Genomic DNA, 18,539 nt, shown 5'->3' on the forward strand with positions numbered 1-18,539 from the left:
AATCCTTTCCACATCCAGTATCTCTGTTAGCATTGGTAAATGCTTCTAGAAACATGCATGCAGTAAAAAGATTGAAACATGGACGAAAACGGGGAAAGGGTGTGAGCAATTAGTCGGCTCTGAATCCTTCGCATAAGAGCGTAATGGCTGCAACGCTTTCCTCCAGCGCTTGCTGTCGTTCGGACGATTCGGCTATCCAGAGCACGGCTTCGTTCATCGCGCCGGATAACAGATGGGTTAGCGCATCTACGCTTGCATGCTTCAGAATACCTTGAGTCTGCATAATCTGTAGCTGATCCCGGAGTGTCATCATGGCATGCTGCTCGTCCGTTCGCCGCCACACATCCCAGCCCAATACAGAGGGACCGTCAATGAGCAATATGCGCCGATTATTATCCGCCACCGCTGCAGCCATGAATGCCCGGCATCCCAGAATGAGCTGTTCCCAAAGATCATCGCTGCCAGAAGCTTCCGACTCGATGCGCACTGCAATCTCCTGCTGAACGGATTGCAGCACAGCCAGGAACAAGCCTTCTTTATTGCCGAAATGATGGTACAGCGCTCCCCGGGTCATTCCGGCATCGCTGACCAGCTTTTCAAGCGGCGTTGCCGCATACCCCAGTTCGGAGAATTGCGTTCTTGCCGTTTGAATCAGCGTTTGTATTGTCTCTTGTTTTTGCTCCGCTTTCGATCTTCTCATATGGTATGGCTCCTCGCTTATTCTTGCTCAGGTTGATTCTGTCGGCGTGCAGCTTGTTAATAGACGCAAGCCATCGGCATCTTCGGCTTTTATCAGCGTTCTAAGAGAATGACGCACCATCTTGCAGCTGTGTTCGTCCGGATTCTTCATCCGATCCCACAGCCATTCCAATGCAGCCTCTTTATGAATCTTGGTCATGTCATTCACATGATTCGCCACGGACTTGCGCACATAAGGGGAGCACTTGAAGGAGAATGGCTAGCGCTTCGCGATAATCCGCCGGCAACGAGCTCCTCAACTGACGGCTGAACATGGCGACTCTTGCTTTCAGCTCCAATGCTTCCGTCTGCTTCGATATCGAAGAAATGAACGACTCCGCAGGAAATTGGGGATACAACGGCGTAATAAGCTGTGCAAGCCGCTCGGCCAATCCGGAGCCAAAGTGGGTTTTTAGCGGAACGTAGTTGCTCATTTACTCCATGTTCCGATCCTGGCTTTGTTTGCCGTCCCATACGTTTTCCGAGTATTGCTCGCTGTATGCGCCGACAGGAGGGATGACCGTTATGACATCGATGAGTACACCAGAGGGATCAGCAGTAATGAAATGCCGCTGACCGAACTCTTCGCTTCGGATGTCCAGGTGAAGCGGCAGCCTGGCCACGGTTATCAGACTCTCGTAGACGGTATCGACATCGTCAACCTCGAAATTGAGGATCATTCCTTTCACGGAATGACGGAATGCCTCCGGCACAGTAGGATGGACAGCATTCAATATCGCCAGTTCGTAGGCTTGATCTTGCTGCTCCTGCTTCAGACTAACATACCAATCGGCTTCAAAGACGATGTGGAAGCCGAAGTAGTCGCAGTAAAACTTGGCGGTATCGGCAACTTTTTCGGTCATAATGACAGGGTAAAAACTGGATAGCTTCATGGGAGCAGCTCCTTATTTATGTAAGATAGCTTCACTTTAACATACAGACTGTATGTATGTAAAGGGGGGGGTAGGCACTTCGCCGACCGTTTGGCTAGATAGGAGCGAGGTATTCCGTCGTAGAAAGGTCCCGGTGTATCTTATTCAAGAAGAAGCAATCGTGATATAATAGGGTGGGACTCCCAAATGAAGCAATAACTAACTACATAATAGAAGAAAGGTTGGATAAGATGTCGATGAAGCTGACCTATCACGGACATTCATGCTTTGAAGTGCGCTCTGGCGATCATGCCATTCTGATCGACCCCTATCTATCCGGCAACAAAATGGCGACATTAAGCCCGGATGATGTTCAAGTGGATGCCATTCTCGTCACGCACGGACATCAAGACCATGTTGGCGATACGGTGGCCATTGCCAGGCGGCTGAAATGTCCCGTTATCGCGAACTATGAAATTTCCATGTATTTCGCTTACAAAAAGCAACTTAAAGTAAAACCTATGCATATAGGCGGAGCTATCCAACTGCCATGGGGGAAGGTGAAGATGACGCCTGCTCTGCACGGTTCGGCATTGGAAATCGGGGAAGGAGAGTTTGTCGATGGCGGCCTTCCGGGCGGATATCTGGTTACGATGGGGGACCGCACCTTCTATCATGCGGGAGATACGGCGTTATTCAGCGATATAAAGCTAATCGGAGAATTGAATGATATCCACGCAGCTGCGCTTCCCATCGGCGATCGCTTCACGATGGGCATCGATGATGCAATCATCGCGGCACAGTGGTTAGATGCAGGACTGAATATCCCGATGCACTACAATACATTCCCTCAGATTGAGCAGGACCCGCAGGTCTGGCTGAAGAAAGCACGTGATCAAGGACTGCAAGCGGAAGTAATGGAGATCGGACAGACGCTGACAATCCAGTAGCTAAGGGAGGGTTGAGCGAATGATAGGGAGAAAGTGTGTGGCCGCCTATTTTACGGTAATGGTGGTCGTTTTCGGGCTGACGTTCGGATTCACATCAATGGGCGGAAGCTTATGGCAGACGGCTGACAATTATCTATCATCGATGTTGGTAATTGCAATATTCACAGTACCGGCCGTTTTTATTTATGGCATCTTCGCCTCTATTGTCATAGAGCATCTGATCGGGCGCACGAAGCTTCAAGGTCCGGTAGAATGGCTTGTATCCGGGACTTTGCATGTCATTATGGGTATCCTTTTCGGCTTATTCCTGCAAGGTACTCTCTTTAGCATATTCGGCGCCTTCGCTGCTTTAATCTTCTTCGTGATGGACAAGTCGGTGCAGTCCCTATTCCCACGTCTGAGACAAAGAAATAAAGCAGCTGCGTTGGCGGCCCCGCTTATACTTCTGCTCGTGTTCGTTGGTATCGTACAATTAACTGCACCGCCTTTGCCGCCTTTTACAACCGATGATGCGGTCGCATTCGCAACGCAAGGAGACGGCAGTGTAACGGATTTATTTCCGAAAGAAGTCGGCATAAGCAAGCTGACCCATCAGGGCTATGCCATTGAAAGAGAGACGAAGGTAGAGACGGGAAGCGGGAAGGAAACCTATTATATCTATTTCATTGAGCGATGGCGCAAGGGTGAAGAAGCAGGAGCGCATAGCATGAAATATAAAGTAACGAGAGGCAGTATGGGAGCGGAAGGTTCCGAAGGGGCTGATCCGCCTTATCGCCGTTAGCGTACAGGATGCATTTTGGATAAAAACGGAGGACTCGTATGACAGCTAATGTGCAGCACCAACTTCTGACCATGAGTATGATCCGGGACGGCAATCGCATATTGCTCATCAATCGACCGAATGAGATGGGGTTCCCCGGTTATATTTCACCTGGAGGGAAAGTGGATTTTCCTGAAAGTATTGTGGATGGCGCTATACGGGAAGTGAAGGAAGAGACCGGACTCGAAGTGACGGAAATTACTTTCAAGGGACTTCATGAGTTCTGCAATATAAATACGGGACTTCGCTATATGGTGTTCAACTATCTGGTCACTTCATTCCGGGGGGAATTGCTACAGCATCCGCCGGAAGGCGAATTGTTGTGGGCAGACCTGGACAGTCTGGAAGAGCTGCCTATGCAGGACTGGTTCCGTGAACGCATACCGTTATTTTTCAAGCCCGGCGTATTCGAATACAGCACGATGTGGGACCAAGAGAACGATAAGGTGCTGAACGCTACGGAAATGTGGTATAGGGAATCGGACTAATTAATGGGGTTAAACGATATGCTTGGAGTTGTGAAAGGAGTCAATGATGACGGGCGTAAAGATCGAATTATTATCAAGCTTCACTATTGACATCAGTTGGGAGAGATGAGTTATACAGCGAATGAAAAATATCGAGTGGTAAAACATGAGTCGGATCGAAAACTATCTATTGACTTCTTATTCATGAAAAGAAAGTTGGTTGTGAAATGATGAATACATTTCCCGTTATATATACTGAACGGCTTACGCTAAGACAATTAAGACCAGAGGACAGCATGGATCTGTTCCATTATTTCTCAAGAGATGAAGTAACAGAATTCTACGATTTGGAGAGTTTCACATCGATTAAGCAAGCTACTGACCTGATTGATAGCTGGAATAAACGTTATGAGACGGAGCAGGGCATACGCTGGGCTATATCGCTGAAGAACGAGGAACGGGTCATCGGCACTTGTGGCTACCATAATTGGGCGAAGGAGCACAGCAAGGCTGAGATCGGATACGAGTTAACGCCGGAATATTGGCGGCAGGGGATCATGACGGAGGCTATTGCAGCGATCCTTCAGTATGGATTCCAATCGCTCCAGCTTAATCGTATTGAGGCATTCATTGATCCCGCCAACATTAGCTCCAGGAAGCTGCTTTTGAAGGCAGGTTTGGCAGAGGAAGGGCTCTTAAGAGATTGCTTCTTCGAGAAGGGGCAATTTGTCGATGCAGTCATTTTCTCCATTTTGAGTAGAGAAGCGGTTAACCGCCGTCATTAAAGAGACGGGAAGCTAATGTTTTCGGAAGTGCAGCAACTTTCAATGGGATATATCGTCTATATGGAAGATGGCATTAAATTGAAATTGCTGGAGGCGGATGAGTTGAAGAAGTTTATTGGCGGTTTATTCTGCGGAATGGCTATTATGGTGTTAACAGCGGCAGCCGTGTCGGAAGAAGTGCGGGCGCGTCTGACGCCAGTCTATGTCAACTTCCATCTAGGCGGCGAGAGCCATGCGATCAGCTCCGATGAGACTAAAATTCTGAATCACAATGGATCACTATATGTCCCGCTGCGTTCCTTCGCGAATGAGATGGGCGGCTCCGTCTACTATACGCCCCCGACTTCCGGAGATAGAGCGAAGGTAGATATTTATTATGAGGATGATCGGGATCTGACGCTTCAAGATGAGGATGGATATGTTAAGCTCGGCAATCTGGACGTCCAGTTCGCATTGGATGATGATATGCCGGTCATAAGCGGAACGATCAAGGTTGAGAAAATCATCCCGAAAAATAAAGATGTCGTCATCGCCATACTAGATGACAGCGGCGAAACGTTGGGCGTGAGCAGTGCCCTAAAGCCTAATAAGCCTTTGCATGTGCCGCTCTCACAGCTGCAGCCAGGAGAGATGATTCAATTCAGAAACTACTTCCCATACATGGCAACACCCGAAGATTATAAGCTGCAGGTAAAGCTAGTGGACAAAGAGGATTGGTACTATGATCAAGGGTATGTGGGCAGCGTCACAGGTGCGGGCGGGTTCAACGGCTTCCCGCTGAATGCGGCTCTCGGCTTCTCGCCGTTCAAGCCCGGAGAGTCGATCCCGTTCATTGTCACCTTGCTTAACCGTAGTGAGGAAGATACGGTTGTGACGACCAAGCCGCTTCAGCTGGTTGTCGAGATTACGGATAGCGAAGGGAAGGTTATTCGAACGCTTGCCACTAAGCCGTTCAAGGGCGAAGTGCAGTGGAGACATGGCATGATGCAGACCGAGCTAATATGGGATTTGAAGGATGAGCTCGGCAACAAGGTGCCTAAGGGAGATTACTTCTTCTCCATATTGGAGAACGAGACGGAAGGTTATATGAAGGGCAATCCGGATAAGAGTATGACATTCGAGCTGGAATGGTCGATGCAGGGAACGGGCATGTTCACGGTTGAATAAGCCGGATCAATCGCATATGTATGTCTGAGCAGACTAAAATGCCGTGTACGACGAGCAAGATGAGTTGCAGTCGTATGCGGTTTTTTGTCTTCAAGGGCAATTAATATGGTATACTCATCGCAAATCCCAATTGGTGAAAAAGGGAGGAGTAAGAGAGTGGCCGAGGCGAAAGGTGAGCGGATGAACTTCCTGAGAAATATAGGTTTTTATGCACTACTATTGGCTGTTATCGTATCGGGCATTTCCTATGCGTATTCGTTATTTCCGAAAGCGGTACCGTATAGGCAGATTATCGTTGATTCGAATTCGGATATGTCAGCGGTTGGATTGCAGAATTGGAGCAAGCTGTTCGCATCGGAGCCAAATGTCTACTTCGCGGTGATGGACGGGAATGTGATCATGTATTGCAATATGGGGAAATCCGGTCTCTATACGCACCCGGTTGCGACCGTCAAGAAACGGGGAGATGTATTGTCCGTACAAATTGACAGCAATCCGAAGAGAGCGCTCACGAACGAAGACATCCTTATCGAGATTGATCTGGATAAGCTGCCCGGCAAGATTGAAGTATACGTATTGGGGGAACCCGTGAACGATTATCGAGTGATCGGAACAATAGAAAGCGAGAGGGCAAATTGAGCATGCAAGATAAGCTGAAAGAGAAAAAAGTGCTAATCGTTATAGCACTGTTGATTGCAGGAAGCTGGATAGGAAATTTGATGTACTATAAGAGCATGCAATTGAAAGAACCGTTATTCCTCAAGCATTATATAACGGCTGGCAACGTTGGCGGAGAAATGATAGGGATACATTATCTGGAGAACAGCCATGCCAAAGATAAAATCGCCGGCATTCAATTGGCAGGATTGCCGTATCTCAACTTTCAAAGGTGGGAGAAAACAAGCTATTCGCATCAAAAGCTGATGGAAGCAAGCGCTACCATTCGGCCGGAAATGATACCTGCAGATCTGCCACTGCCGCTTGTCATTCGCGACGCAACGGTGTTCTTCGATAGCGGGAGATCTATGGAGGTGCCGATAGGCGAGATTCAAATTGTGGCTCGAGAGGATGATGGCCTATTGGACTTCAACTTTGCCAGCTCCAACGGCGAATATAAAGTGACTCTTAACAAGTCCGCGACGCTTGAAGGAATAGACTACTCGTATCGCGAGCTGTTGGAGCCTTGGTACGAGCTGATGGAATCGGGCGTTCCGGTTGATAAGCTGGATTATCCGGTTCGGATGGCGGAGGGGGAGGGGCTGTCCTTCTCGCATAACTGGTCTCCTCCCGACGATGCTGAAGCTGCCTTCGCCCAATTCCAAGCGAGGATTATACTTCACTTTACGCTCGAGGACGGGAGCAGGATCGTGGAGTATTTGCCCATTAATATGAACAAGCATTTGAGCGACGAGCAGGTTAAGCGTCTGGTACAGTCTGGAGGCAACTTACAATGACAGAAGCAATAAGGAAGGGGCTAAGAAGTCTCGGCTACGGGGGGCTTCTCGTATTAATCGATTTCCGGATTGGCGGCTTCGATCTGCTGCCCGATACGATCGGCTATCTGCTAATGGCTTCCGGGATGTTCGGGCTGAATCATCATCACCAGCAATTTCGAACAGTGAAGTGGTTAGCGCTGCTGCTGGCGGCAACGCCTGTAATCCACTTTTTGATAACCGTCGGTCGTAATCCATCTCTATCGAATGCGTTATCGGTAGATGAATTGATAGTTGCCCAGTCCATACATATCGTACATGTCGTGATGGTCTATCTCCTATTCCAAGGACTGGCCACTATCGCCGCAGGAACCGGGCAATCGGGCTTGCACGCTGTTGTAATCGGGCGCAGGAACGGCTATGTTACTGTTCAGGCCATTATATTGTTTGTTATGCCGTTTCTGCTGAACATCGATGACAGTGCTGCAATCCCGCTAATGGTATTGAGCATCGCAGGCTTTATCGCAGAGCTGTTCTTCGTTATGTTGTGTTTTCGGGTGGCGAATGCGGTTCAGAAGGGGATTCGCGCAGGAGGGAAGAAGGCGTTCTCCTTCTCGCAGGAGGAGAAGGAACGGATTGTGGAAGCGTTCGGCGCCGCTTTTTATCAGAAGGCAATACGAAATATTGAGCGGTATGCGTATAGATGGGGACTATCGTCGCTACGGCTCATTCCGTCCTATTCTGCCAATCTGGTATTGACTTGCCGCTCGGCGCTCTATGGCAAGACGGTATTGAAGATCGGACGGGCTGCTTCAAAGGAGTTTTACTCGGAGTATTACGCCCTGCAGGAATATGAGGGCAGCCGCTATTGCAAAGCGTTGGAAGGCGATTTTGAGCACGGTGTCATCTTGCTGCAGTATGTGTCGCCCGGCACTCCATTGCGCGGCGAGCCATCCTTGGAACGGAGGCTGGAAGTATTCTGCTCCCTGTATCGGGACATGCACCGGGAACCGGCCAGAGTCGATATCTACCCGACTTATTCCGGGTGGGTGAGCAAAATAACGGGGTATATGAGTACCCGGCAGGATTGCCCGGACTTGTATGCGCATATGATGCGGGCCAATGACATCTGTAAGTCCCTAAGCGAGACGTATAATCGCAACATGCTGCTGCATGGCGATTTGCATCACGATAACATCTTGCTCGGGGTAGACGGCGAATATCGGATTATCGATCCGAAAGGCGTAGTGGGCGATCCCTTGTTCGATATCCCGCGTTTTATATTGAATGAATTCGAGGATGATATCACACCCGGACTTGAGGAGAAAATCAATGCGATTATTGAGAAGCTGGCCAGCGAGCTGAAGCTCCCTGATGAAGCGATTCGAAAGTGTCTCTATGTCGAGACGTCAATGGCCGTCTGCTGGAACATCGAAAGCGATGCGCCTCCCGAAGAGTGGGAGGGACTGTTAGCACAAGCGGCCTTCGCCGAGTCGTTGATGAATCGCGGATAGATGATGCAAGTGAAGATCAATTTCATTCAATACGGCAGCCTCTCTTCCAAGTACACTGGGGGTACTTAACGAAAGAGAGGTTGTTGCTATGCATACTTATACACAGCTGGAGAGGGAGTTCGCAGACGCGCTGAAATCCGTCGCACGCCGCCAGGACATCAAATCGTACATCGAGAGCAATCCTCTGCTGCAGAGCTTGCTCTGGCGCTCGGCGAAGCAGTATGTAACCGGCGGGTTGCGGGAAGACGGCGTTGCTGTCGCGGAGCGGCTTGTCGAACGGGGATATGCGGTATCTCTTGAATACATAGGCGAGAACACGACACTTCACGAGCATTGCGAAGCGGCAGCTACAGAGCTGCTGACGCTTGTGGAGGGGCTGGGAGAGAAGCGGATTCCTTCGCGTGTGTCCTTCGATCTGTCCCATATCGGCTTGATGATTGATCCGTCTTATACCGTTGCACAGCTGTGCAGGCTCGCCGAAGCGGCACAAGCATACGGGATCGAGCTGTTCATCAGCATGGAGGAATCGGCGAAGACCGACCGCATTCTGGAAGTATACTCGAAGGCATGCAAGCAATATGCCAATATCGGCATCACGTTGCAAGCGCAATTGCATCGTACATCGGAAGACGTATGCACGAAGCTTCCGGTCAATGCGCTGCTGCGGATTGTGAAAGGCGCTTATCAGGAAGCGGAGGAGATCGCGCTTCCTCGCTCGATGGCGCTTAATGAACGCTATAAGTCGCTAGTTCGGCAAGCGGTTCGTTCGGGTCACCGTGTCTCGGTTGCTACGCACGATGAAGGTCTATTGGATCAGCTCATGGAAGCGGGTCTGCTGTCGGCCGACAATGTGGAGATCGAGATGCTGTACGGTATCCGGCCCGAGCTGAGTATGAAATGGAGGGACGACGGCTATCCTGTACGCATCTATTTGACCTACGGTCACGAATGGTATTTGTACTTATGCCACCGCATCGCCGAGCATCCGCCGAATCTGTATAAAGCCTTGATCGCGATGCTGGGTGAAGACGCAGAGGATTCCGTTCTGGCGTATGAATAGACCATACTGTCGCGTAATGGACGCTTCTCCCTCAAGCTCCATTGGCACATGGGAGCAAAACCTGATACTCTAGTAAGCAGGATGGAGGGATGAGTGTGAAAAGTAACAACGAAACAAAAGTATATAATGGCGAGTGCCTTGTCTTGCGACACTTCGAGGAGCTGTCGAAAATTCCGCGGGCTTCCGGCAATGAGAAGGGGATTAGCGATTATGTCGCAGAATTCGCAATGCAAAGGGGCTGCACCGCAGAGCAAGACGAGCGGTTCAACTTAATTATCCGCAAGCCTGCGGCTAAAGGTTATGAGGAAGTTGAACCCGTCATCTTCCAAGGCCATTTGGACATGGTGTGCGAGATGAATAAAGGAACGACGCACGATTTTGCAAACGATCCGATCTCTCTTCGCATTGACGGCGATATGATCTATGCACGTGGGACGACGCTTGGGGCGGACAACGGTATCGCGGTGGCAACGGCGTTGGCGATCATCGACATGCCGGATATGGCGCATCCCGAGCTGGAGATGATCTTGACGACGGAAGAAGAGACGACGATGGGAGGCGCATTTCACCTTGATGCCTCTACCCTGAAAGGGCGCAGAATGATCAATTTCGACTCTGATCGTGAAGGCATACTGTTCGTCAGCAGCGCCGGAGGCGTTAACATCTATCATTCGGTTCCTATCCAATGGACGAAGCAAGAGGGGGAAGCGGGGCAGCCTTACAAACTATCCGTGCATGGCTTGAAAGGGGGGCATTCCGGCGACGATATCATTCATGAGCGGGGCAACGCCAACAAGCTGCTGGGAAGAATGCTGGATGATTTGCGTCGTCATACCGTATTTCAGCTGGCAGGTGTTCATGGCGGCATGAAGGTTAATGCAATTCCGCGGGAAGCGGAAGCAAGCCTGTACTTGCACGAGTCGGAGATCGAAGCAGCGGAAGCTCGCGTGCAGGAGATGAACCGGATTCTGAGTGAAGAGTACCTGCAGACGGACGAGGGCGTTGAGATCACGCTGCAAGCCGATGCGTCATCGCACCCAGACGGAAGAGCAGGCTCCTCGTCCGGCAAAGTATTCGACGATGCGACGAAAACGTCCGTCATCCGTCTGCTCGCGCTAATGCCAAGCGGCGTGCTCAGCATGGACAAGGCGATCGACAATCTCGTACGCACCTCCACCAATCCCGGGGTGATGACGACCGACAGCGAAGCGTTCGTCGTGCAGAGTCTGGCAAGAAGCTCTCATCGTTCGCAGTTGGATGACGTCTTGCGCACGATGGAGACGCTCGCGCAAGCCATCGGCTGCGGGTGCCGTCATGACAGCTTCTTCCCGGGTTGGCCGTATCGTCCAGACTCCGGGCTTCGCCCGCTCTTCGAAGAAGTGTATGAGCGCCGTTACGGCAAGCCGCTCGAAGTGAAGGCGATTCATGCCGGATTGGAATGTGGGGTTCTGATCGAGAAGCTTCCCGAGCTGGATGCCGTATCATGCGGTCCGAATCTGTATGACATCCATACGCCAGATGAACATCTGTCCATCTCATCCGTAGAACGCACGTGGGCTTTTCTGCAGGATGTGCTGCAGGCTATGAAGGAATAGGAGGGATGGCCAATGTTTCATACCGAGCAATTCAATGGCACGCGTGAACAGAATTACGAGCTGTTATTATCCCAGCTTCGGGCATTGCTGCAAGGCGAGGACGATCGCATCGCGAATTTGTCCAACGCTTCGTCGCTGTTGAACCAGTTTTTGGACGACACGAACTGGGTCGGGTTTTATTTGAGCAAAGGCGATGAGCTGGTGCTTGGACCATTCCAGGGGTTACCTGCGTGCGTGCGCATTCCGTATCACAAGGGCGTATGCGGCAAAGCGGCGAGGGAGCGGTCGACGGTACGGGTTGCGGATGTGCACGAGTTCCCCGGTCATATCGCCTGCGATGCGGCTTCTCGTTCGGAGCTCGTCGTTCCGATCTTGCTGAACGGCGAGCTGTTCGGCGTACTGGATATTGACAGCCCAAGTCTAAACCGGTTCGATGAGATCGATCAGCATTATATGGAGAAGTTCGTTAAGGAGCTATGCTCGCATCTGTAGCATCCGATATACCCGCGCACATTTACACTAAAAAACCGGCTGTTGCAGCCGGTTTTTTAGTGTTTTAACGTGTAAATTTCGAGTTGACTAACTAAAGCTAGAGGATCGATTCGTGAGCACTAGAATAGTATAGGCAACCTACTGGGGTGGCGGAATAGCGTGTTAGCGCAGCACTTCAAGTGTATGCAGCCAACACTAAATTAACGGAACCGCATTCGAGCGCCCTCCGGTGTAGGAATCGGTTAACTGGATTTTGTGTCATTATTGTAGGTAAATTGTCTTTCTCAATAGCCGCAAATGGAATAAGTACAGTTGAATCAGACTAGATAGGGCAATATCGTCATAATGAGCTGAAGGAGCAGCATAAAATCCAGTTATTTGTGACAATCAGGAGCATTCCATTAAAAATAATGACATGAAATACAGTTAAGATAGTTGCAGGAAGCTGAAAAGAATCGTGCAATACAATTGAATCTGGCAGATCATACGGACTTTATAGAAGATTGGTGTTGCGGTCGGTTTATCATTTAGCGCTTTCCTGAGCTGGAATTGCAATTGATATGTTTCCGGATACTCGGAGATTAATAATGCCATATGACGATAGAGATTTCCTCATTTTTTTGCAGTTCCATGCAGCGGAATTGCTGTTCATGTCGTCTAATAGGGTGGAGGTGGTGATCAAGTGTTGCCGGCCGGCATGAAGAAGAATGAATTTTCCAAGCAGTCAGCAGAGGCCCTGGAGCAGCTGATGGAGGCATATGGCGCAATTGTTATGCGTACCGCTTACTTCTATACAGGTGATCGTCATCTTGCCGAAGACATTAGTCAGGAAGTATTCCTGCGCGCCTATCGGGGTTGGTCGTCATTCCGCGGGGACAGCAGCGTCAAGACTTGGCTGACGACAATTGCCATCAACGTCTGCCGGGACAAGATGGGCGTTCGCATGTTCTCGGAGCGGCCAACCGATCCTATCAAGCTGGAGCGCGGCAGGACATGGGATACGGAGACTGAGGCGCTGAAGAAGCTGGAGCGTAGCGAAGTACTGCAGTTTGTACTGGCACTGCCGCCAGTGTATAAGGAAGCGCTCTACTTGTATTATTATTTGGATCTGGGCACGAAGGACATTGCCGGGATAACGGATACGCCTGAAGGTACGGTGCGGAACAGATTGCATCGGGCACGATTGGCGTTGTCCCGGGAGATGGATAAGGAGGGGGAAGAGCGATGACGGATATGGATCGCATCTTACGCGAGCAGCTTCGGAAGGAGGCAGACGATATCCTGTTCTCCCGAATGGAGCTTAGCAGTGACACGAAGTCGGCTATACGGCGGAAAGCCGCCGAAATTAAAGGAGGACGTAACATGACGATCATGAAACGATGGAAAGCGGGATTGGCGTTGCTGGCTGCGGCTGTTATGATCTTCGCGGCGTATCCCTTGCTTCAACAGACTGCAAAGGCGCCAAATGGAAATCCGGCAGCAACGCTGCCACCATCGAACGGAGGAGTGTCCGGATCGGATCTGTCGCAGCTGTTGACGACGAAGTACAGCTCTATTGATGAAGCGAGAGAGGCATTCGGTCCCGAGTTGCACGTTCCCGGCTTCATGCCGGAACGGTTCACTTTAGCAGAGATTACGACGGCAGGGATGTCAGGCGAACCGCTGAGAGATGCAGTGCTCACCTATGCTTCCGGAGAGCAAGCATTGACGTTTCTCGCAAGCCGGATGCAGGCTGGATACCCTCTGGATATGTTCACGAAGGTGCAAGTGGGCGATGCGGAAGGCTATGTGTTCGAACAGCCTAATATGACGGAACTATATTGGGTGGTAGACGGGATTCATTATTCCATTACCGGTCCCGTTACGGCCGAAGAAGCGCTGCGGATCGCTCAGTCTTTAGAATCATAATTATTCTGCGGGCTAACACTAACCACTATTTGCGACGCACTTGAAGAGGTGATTGCCGCAAGGCAATGATGAATTTGGGTGGTTCCACATGAGCATAGACTCTCGTCCCTTTTGGGATGGGAGTTTTTTGTTCTGTGTAAGCAGTACAAGCACAAAGTGAGGGTGCCGGACAAATATGGTAAGATGATTCCGTTATTATGGAGTAATAAGCGATGTAACCTCGGTTGGAGACAGGAAAGTGGACGAATAGTGAGCTGTAGGCAATGTGACCTCGGTTGGAGACAGGAAAGTGGGCGAATAGTGAGCTGTAGGCAATGTGACCTCGGTTGGAACTTGGGAACAAGGATGAAGGACGCCAAATGCTGTACTTATCGGGCAGTATATGTCATGGCACACAGATACCATTACAGGCCGGGCAGAAAAATTGGCGCTTGCTTTTAACAGCGTTAGGGCTGTTACCGTTAGCTCCATAAGGGCGCTAATGGAACAGGCATTGACAGCTTTGCTCTATAATCGTTATTATAGATACCTGAAGTCTTTAATTAAGGGGGCGTGAAATGCCTAATCATAAATGGACATTGACGTTGAAGCCGGAGGAGGATGTCTTCACTTGGCTGGAGCCGCAGCCGGGTGAACGCATTCTGGATTTGGGTTGCGGCCAAGGCAGCTTCTTGGCTCGAATGGCTGAGGCAGGTGCGATACCGCACGGTATTGATCTATCCGAGGAAATGGTGAGCCGGGCCAGAGCCAAGTATCCTGAATGGGACATCGTAGTTGCAGACGCCAGTCAATTCCGGACGGACCAGCCCTTCGATGCGGTATTCTCGCATGCATCCTTGCATTGGATGAAAGAGGCTGAAGCTGTCGTGCAATCGATTCGGCTGGCGTTGCGTGCCGGCGGCCGCTTCGTGGCGGAATTCGCTGGCAGCGAGAATACGGCGATCATAATCAACGCCATCCGTCAGACCCTGAAATCGAATGGCTATGCATGGGAAGGACGGAATCCGTGGTATCACCCTACGCTTAGCGAGTATACCAACTTGCTGGAGCAAAACGGCTTTCGCGTATTGGCCGCACGCCACTTCGACAGCCCTTCGCCGCATCGGGGGGATAGCTGGCTGCGGAACTGGCTATCGTCGTTCGATCACTTCTTCTTCCATGACGTTCCTCAAGCGGACAAGGAGCAAATGTACAATACGATAGAGACAATGCTGAAGCCGCAGCTGGAGAGCGACGGAATATGGACGGCGGATACGTGCAGGATAAGAATTGCCGCTATGTTAGAAGAGGAAGGAATGCAGCCGATATGAAAGTTGCAGTCATCGGAGCAGGCATATTAGGCGCATCGACAGCTTATCAGCTCGCCAAGCGAGGTGCGGAGGTCGTGCTCGTCGACCGCAAGGATAGGGGACAAGCGACGGATGCCGCAGCGGGCATCATCTGTCCTTGGCTGTCACAGCGGCGCAATCAGGCATGGTATCGTCTGGCCAAGGCCGGGGCGCGCTTCTACCCGGAGCTGATTGCCGAGCTGCGAAGAGAAGGAGAGACCGAGACAGGCTACAGCAGAGTCGGTTCCCTGCATCTCCATCACGATTCCGGTAAAATGGACAAAATGGCGGAGAGAGCGCATATGCGCAAAGAAGACACGCCTGAGATCGGGGACATTACAAAGTGCGGGGAGGATGAAGTTCGCTTGCGATTCCCCTTGCTTGCCGAGGGCTATCAAGCCGTTCATGTCAGCGGAGCAGCCCGCGTCGACGGCCGAGCGCTGCGCGATGCTCTGATTCGTTCAGCGAAGCGTTACGGTGCGGCGTTCATGGAGGGAGATGCGAAGCTGGTAAGCCGTTCTAACCGCATCACCGGCTTCACAGTCGACGGAGAATGTCATGAAGCGGACCAGGTCATTGTCTGTGCCGGCGCATGGGCACGACAGCTTCTGGAGCCACTCGGCATAACCTTTCTAGTGAGTTATCAGAAGGCGCAAATTATGCATGTGCAAGTGAGAGAGGAAGGCGATACGGGCATATGGCCCGTCGTGATGCCGCCGTCCGATCAATACTTGCTCGCATTCGACGAGGGTAAGATCGTCATTGGCGCTACGCATGAAGATCATGTCGAAGGTTATGACACAAGAGCCACTGCAGGCGGTATGCAAGAAATATTGCAGAAAGGGCTCACGGCAGCGCCTGGCCTGGCAGATGGCACATTTCAAGAGATGCGGGTCGGCTTTCGCCCGTTCACCCCTGGCTTTCTTCCCGTTATCGGAGCTGTTCCGGATTGGGAAGGCTTATTAACGGCCAACGGTCTGGGCGCTTCGGGACTGACAGTAGGGCCATTGCTGGGCGAACAGCTTGCCAAGCTTGCGCTGGGTGAGGTTCCCGATATTGATATGAACGATTACGACATTCGAAAAGCCATAGAGTAGTTAGTAGTTGGAGAGAGGGTGGGACAGCGTGACGGACATCGACAAGCTGGCGTTGCTTTTCGCCCGCTGCTCGTTCACCATTACGGATGTATTCCGAATAACCATTCAACCGAGCAGCCTATTGAGCGATTTCAAGACCAAAAATTATGGCTTTCTCTTCGTCGTGCGGGGAGAAGCCCGCTTCTGCGTGAATGAGTCGGCGATGTACATGCTGCATGCGGGCTCCGTCTTCCATGCTGCTCCAGGCATGACGCTTGACGCTCAAGTGATTGGCGGCTCCGAGTTCGAGTATTATACCGTTTTTTATACCATGGATGATCGGAAGGAGCCTCCAGGAGCTGATAGTGCGTGTGAGCTTGACGTACACTTCAAGCTGGAGCCGGGAGTGAGGCCAGAGGAAGCGGAGATGCTGAGTGTGCTGCACCAGCAATACAGGGCAACTGAAGGAATAACCACACTGCAGGTGAAGAGTCTATTGCTTCAGTTGCTTTATCAGGTTCTCCTGCGCAGTCGGCAGCGAGACAGCGCATCAGGCGCGTCCCATAGAAGCAGCATAGAGGATGCGGTAGCCTACATACATGGACATTATATGAAGCCGTTGACACTTGACGAGCTAGCGGAGCTGCACGGCATGAATGTGAAGCAATTCTCCTATTTCTTCCACAAGTATATTGGCGTGAGACCGATCGATTACGTCATTCAGCATCGAATGGAAAGAGCCGGCGAACTGCTGAGAGGAGGAACCTATCCGATACGCGATGTTGCTTTCAGCGTCGGTTATGCCAATTCGCTGTACTTCAGCAGATTGTTTCGCAAGAGGTTTGGCGTCTCTCCCTCTGAATATAGGAATGACAAATAAATATCTTTGTCGGGATGCCTGTTTGGATAATGGTGCATCCCTCTTTTGTCATTTGTGTATTCTCATCAACGAGGATAGTTGGTATACTGTTAACTGATAATGATTATCGATATCCTTTGGGGAGGCACACCGCAGATATGAAAGGAAGAAGAAGGCTTTATATTGGCCTATCCTTGACACCGACCTGGTTGAGAGGCAAGAGCTCTCATGAAGAAGAAGGTGGAAAGCCGATTGATATGATTGAATTCTATGTCGGTCTGGCAAAGATGGCGGAGAGGGCGAAGCTGGACTTCGTATTCCGCCCGGATACGCTGTTTCTTCGGGTACAGCAGGGCCGCGCGCCGCAATTCGGCAGTATCGATCCCACCATAATGATGACGGCGATCGCACGGGAGACGGAGAGAATCGGACTCGTCACGACGATCTCTACGACGTTCAATCCGCCATATGTCGTTGCCAGACAACTGCAATCGCTGCATTGGGTCAGCGGCGGACGAGCGGGATGGAACATTGTGACCTCGCTGGACGGCGCTGAGAACTTCTCGAACGCACCTATGCCGTCTGCAGAGGAGAAGTATGCGATAGCGAGAGAATTCACGGATGTCGTAAGCAAGCTGTGGGAGAGCTATCCGTACGAAGCGCTTGCCGGCGCATCGAGCCCGGATTCGGCTGGCAGCGGCGTGCAGATTGCGCCGATTGATCACGAAGGACCGTACTTCCATGTGAAAGGACCGCTTAATACGGCTGCTCATTATTCGGGTTCCGTTCCCTTGTTCCAAGCTGGCGCCTCGGATACAGGACGGAACTTCGCCGCATCGATTGCGAATGCGATATTCGCTTCGATCCCCGATATGGAGGCGGGCATTGAACTATGTCAGGACCTTCGCAGAAGAGCGGTGCAGAACGGCCGTGAACCAGAAGCCGTTCGGGTGCTTCCGGGTATGTATTTCTTCCTGGGCCATACGCGTGAAGAAGCCCATCGGATGCACGAAGAGACGCATGCTGCCATTAGCGTGGAGCGCAGGTACGCGTCCGTAGAGATGATATTGGGCATTGATCTTAGGCAGCTGCCGCTGGATTACAAGCTTACGAGGGACTCTCTTCCGGATGCAGCGCAACCTGTCCGCAGCCGGACACATGCCGATTTACTGCGCAGATACATCGCCGACAACAAGCCTACTGTGGAGCAATTGCTATCCAGACCTGAGGTAGTGGGGTCTTCGCATTGGGTCGTAATCGGAACGGTTGACGATGCGATCGATGACATTGTCACCTGGTTCGAGGCAGGAGCCATGGACGGGTTCATCGCGCTGCCGGGCGGCTCGGAGCTGTCATTGCATTTGTTCTTCGACGAACTGATGCCGAAGCTGGTTGAGAGAGGCTTGTACCGAAGCGAATACTCTGGAACGACGTTGCGCGAACATATGGATATGGCATAGAAGAACATAAGACAA

General features: G+C 51.2%; 20 protein-coding genes. 17 read left to right on the forward strand and 3 right to left on the reverse strand.

Going from position 1 to position 18,539, the window contains the following annotated elements; genetic code table 11:
• Positions 1-109 precede the first annotated feature (109 nt).
• The 3 genes from M6D81_RS01055 to M6D81_RS01065 all read right to left on the reverse strand — a co-directional run bounded on the left by M6D81_RS01055 (position 110) and on the right by M6D81_RS01065 (position 1,631).
• A complete protein-coding gene (locus M6D81_RS01055; protein ID WP_262674924.1) occupies positions 110-700 on the reverse strand; it encodes a TetR/AcrR family transcriptional regulator in 591 nt (196 codons plus the stop codon).
• Positions 701-899: 199 nt separating this feature from the next.
• The gene (locus M6D81_RS01060; RefSeq protein ID WP_262674925.1) at positions 900-1,172 is read right to left on the reverse strand and encodes a hypothetical protein; all 273 of its coding nucleotides are present in this window, start codon (positions 1,170-1,172) and stop codon (positions 900-902) included.
• A complete protein-coding gene (locus M6D81_RS01065) occupies positions 1,173-1,631 on the reverse strand; it encodes a VOC family protein (RefSeq protein WP_262674926.1) in 459 nt (152 codons plus the stop codon).
• A 230-nt stretch (positions 1,632-1,861) separates the two neighbouring features.
• Between M6D81_RS01065 and M6D81_RS01070 the strand changes: the two genes are divergently transcribed.
• The 17 genes from M6D81_RS01070 (at position 1,862) to M6D81_RS01150 (ending at position 18,524) form a co-directional block, all read left to right on the forward strand.
• A complete protein-coding gene (locus M6D81_RS01070; protein ID WP_317259083.1) occupies positions 1,862-2,560 on the forward strand; it encodes a metal-dependent hydrolase in 699 nt (232 codons plus the stop codon).
• 19 nt (positions 2,561-2,579) lie between these two features.
• Entirely contained in the window at positions 2,580-3,341 is a 762-nt protein-coding gene (locus M6D81_RS01075; protein ID WP_262674927.1) for a hypothetical protein, read from the forward strand.
• A gap of 38 nt (positions 3,342-3,379) precedes the next feature.
• Complete coding sequence (locus M6D81_RS01080) at positions 3,380-3,868, forward strand: 8-oxo-dGTP diphosphatase (protein WP_262674928.1); 489 nt, start codon at positions 3,380-3,382, stop codon at positions 3,866-3,868.
• A 209-nt stretch (positions 3,869-4,077) separates the two neighbouring features.
• Positions 4,078-4,632, forward strand: coding sequence for a GNAT family N-acetyltransferase (locus tag M6D81_RS01085; RefSeq protein WP_262675085.1), 555 nt, complete (start codon positions 4,078-4,080; stop codon positions 4,630-4,632).
• A gap of 15 nt (positions 4,633-4,647) precedes the next feature.
• Positions 4,648-5,799: a T9SS type B sorting domain-containing protein gene (locus tag M6D81_RS01090; protein WP_262674929.1), complete on the forward strand. Its 1,152-nt coding sequence runs from the start codon at positions 4,648-4,650 to the stop codon at positions 5,797-5,799.
• 156 nt (positions 5,800-5,955) lie between these two features.
• Complete coding sequence (locus M6D81_RS01095) at positions 5,956-6,438, forward strand: hypothetical protein (protein WP_262674930.1); 483 nt, start codon at positions 5,956-5,958, stop codon at positions 6,436-6,438.
• Between the two features lie 2 nt (positions 6,439-6,440).
• Positions 6,441-7,253: a hypothetical protein gene (locus tag M6D81_RS01100; protein ID WP_262674931.1), complete on the forward strand. Its 813-nt coding sequence runs from the start codon at positions 6,441-6,443 to the stop codon at positions 7,251-7,253.
• Positions 7,250-8,746 carry an aminoglycoside phosphotransferase family protein gene (locus M6D81_RS01105; RefSeq protein ID WP_262674932.1) on the forward strand — a complete coding sequence of 499 codons (1,497 nt, stop codon included), beginning with the start codon at positions 7,250-7,252 and terminating at the stop codon, positions 8,744-8,746. Before M6D81_RS01100 ends, M6D81_RS01105 begins: the two co-directional genes overlap by 4 nt.
• Before the next feature lie 88 nt (positions 8,747-8,834).
• On the forward strand, positions 8,835-9,806 hold the full coding sequence (locus M6D81_RS01110) for a proline dehydrogenase family protein (RefSeq protein WP_262674933.1): 972 nt from the start codon (positions 8,835-8,837) through the stop codon (positions 9,804-9,806).
• Between the two features lie 95 nt (positions 9,807-9,901).
• Entirely contained in the window at positions 9,902-11,401 is a 1,500-nt protein-coding gene (locus M6D81_RS01115; RefSeq protein ID WP_262674934.1) for an aminoacyl-histidine dipeptidase, read from the forward strand.
• A 12-nt stretch (positions 11,402-11,413) separates the two neighbouring features.
• A complete protein-coding gene (locus M6D81_RS01120) occupies positions 11,414-11,893 on the forward strand; it encodes a GAF domain-containing protein (protein ID WP_262674935.1) in 480 nt (159 codons plus the stop codon).
• Between the two features lie 682 nt (positions 11,894-12,575).
• Entirely contained in the window at positions 12,576-13,121 is a 546-nt protein-coding gene (locus M6D81_RS01125; RefSeq protein WP_262674936.1) for an RNA polymerase sigma factor, read from the forward strand.
• Positions 13,118-13,801: a DUF4367 domain-containing protein gene (locus M6D81_RS01130; RefSeq protein WP_262674937.1), complete on the forward strand. Its 684-nt coding sequence runs from the start codon at positions 13,118-13,120 to the stop codon at positions 13,799-13,801. Before M6D81_RS01125 ends, M6D81_RS01130 begins: the two co-directional genes overlap by 4 nt.
• A gap of 557 nt (positions 13,802-14,358) precedes the next feature.
• Positions 14,359-15,111 carry a class I SAM-dependent methyltransferase gene (locus M6D81_RS01135; RefSeq protein ID WP_262674938.1) on the forward strand — a complete coding sequence of 251 codons (753 nt, stop codon included), beginning with the start codon at positions 14,359-14,361 and terminating at the stop codon, positions 15,109-15,111.
• Positions 15,108-16,226 (forward strand): NAD(P)/FAD-dependent oxidoreductase, encoded by a 1,119-nt coding sequence (locus M6D81_RS01140; protein ID WP_262674939.1) that lies wholly within the window; start codon positions 15,108-15,110, stop codon positions 16,224-16,226. The genes M6D81_RS01135 and M6D81_RS01140 overlap by 4 nt, the downstream gene beginning before the upstream one ends.
• A 7-nt stretch (positions 16,227-16,233) precedes the next feature.
• On the forward strand, positions 16,234-17,085 hold the full coding sequence (locus tag M6D81_RS01145) for a helix-turn-helix domain-containing protein (RefSeq protein WP_262674940.1): 852 nt from the start codon (positions 16,234-16,236) through the stop codon (positions 17,083-17,085).
• A gap of 137 nt (positions 17,086-17,222) precedes the next feature.
• A complete protein-coding gene (locus M6D81_RS01150; RefSeq protein WP_262674941.1) occupies positions 17,223-18,524 on the forward strand; it encodes an NtaA/DmoA family FMN-dependent monooxygenase in 1,302 nt (433 codons plus the stop codon).
• Positions 18,525-18,539 lie beyond the last annotated feature (15 nt).

The sequence above is a fragment of the Paenibacillus sp. J5C2022 genome (assembly GCF_025567625.1).
Taxonomy (GTDB): domain Bacteria; phylum Bacillota; class Bacilli; order Paenibacillales; family Paenibacillaceae; genus Pristimantibacillus.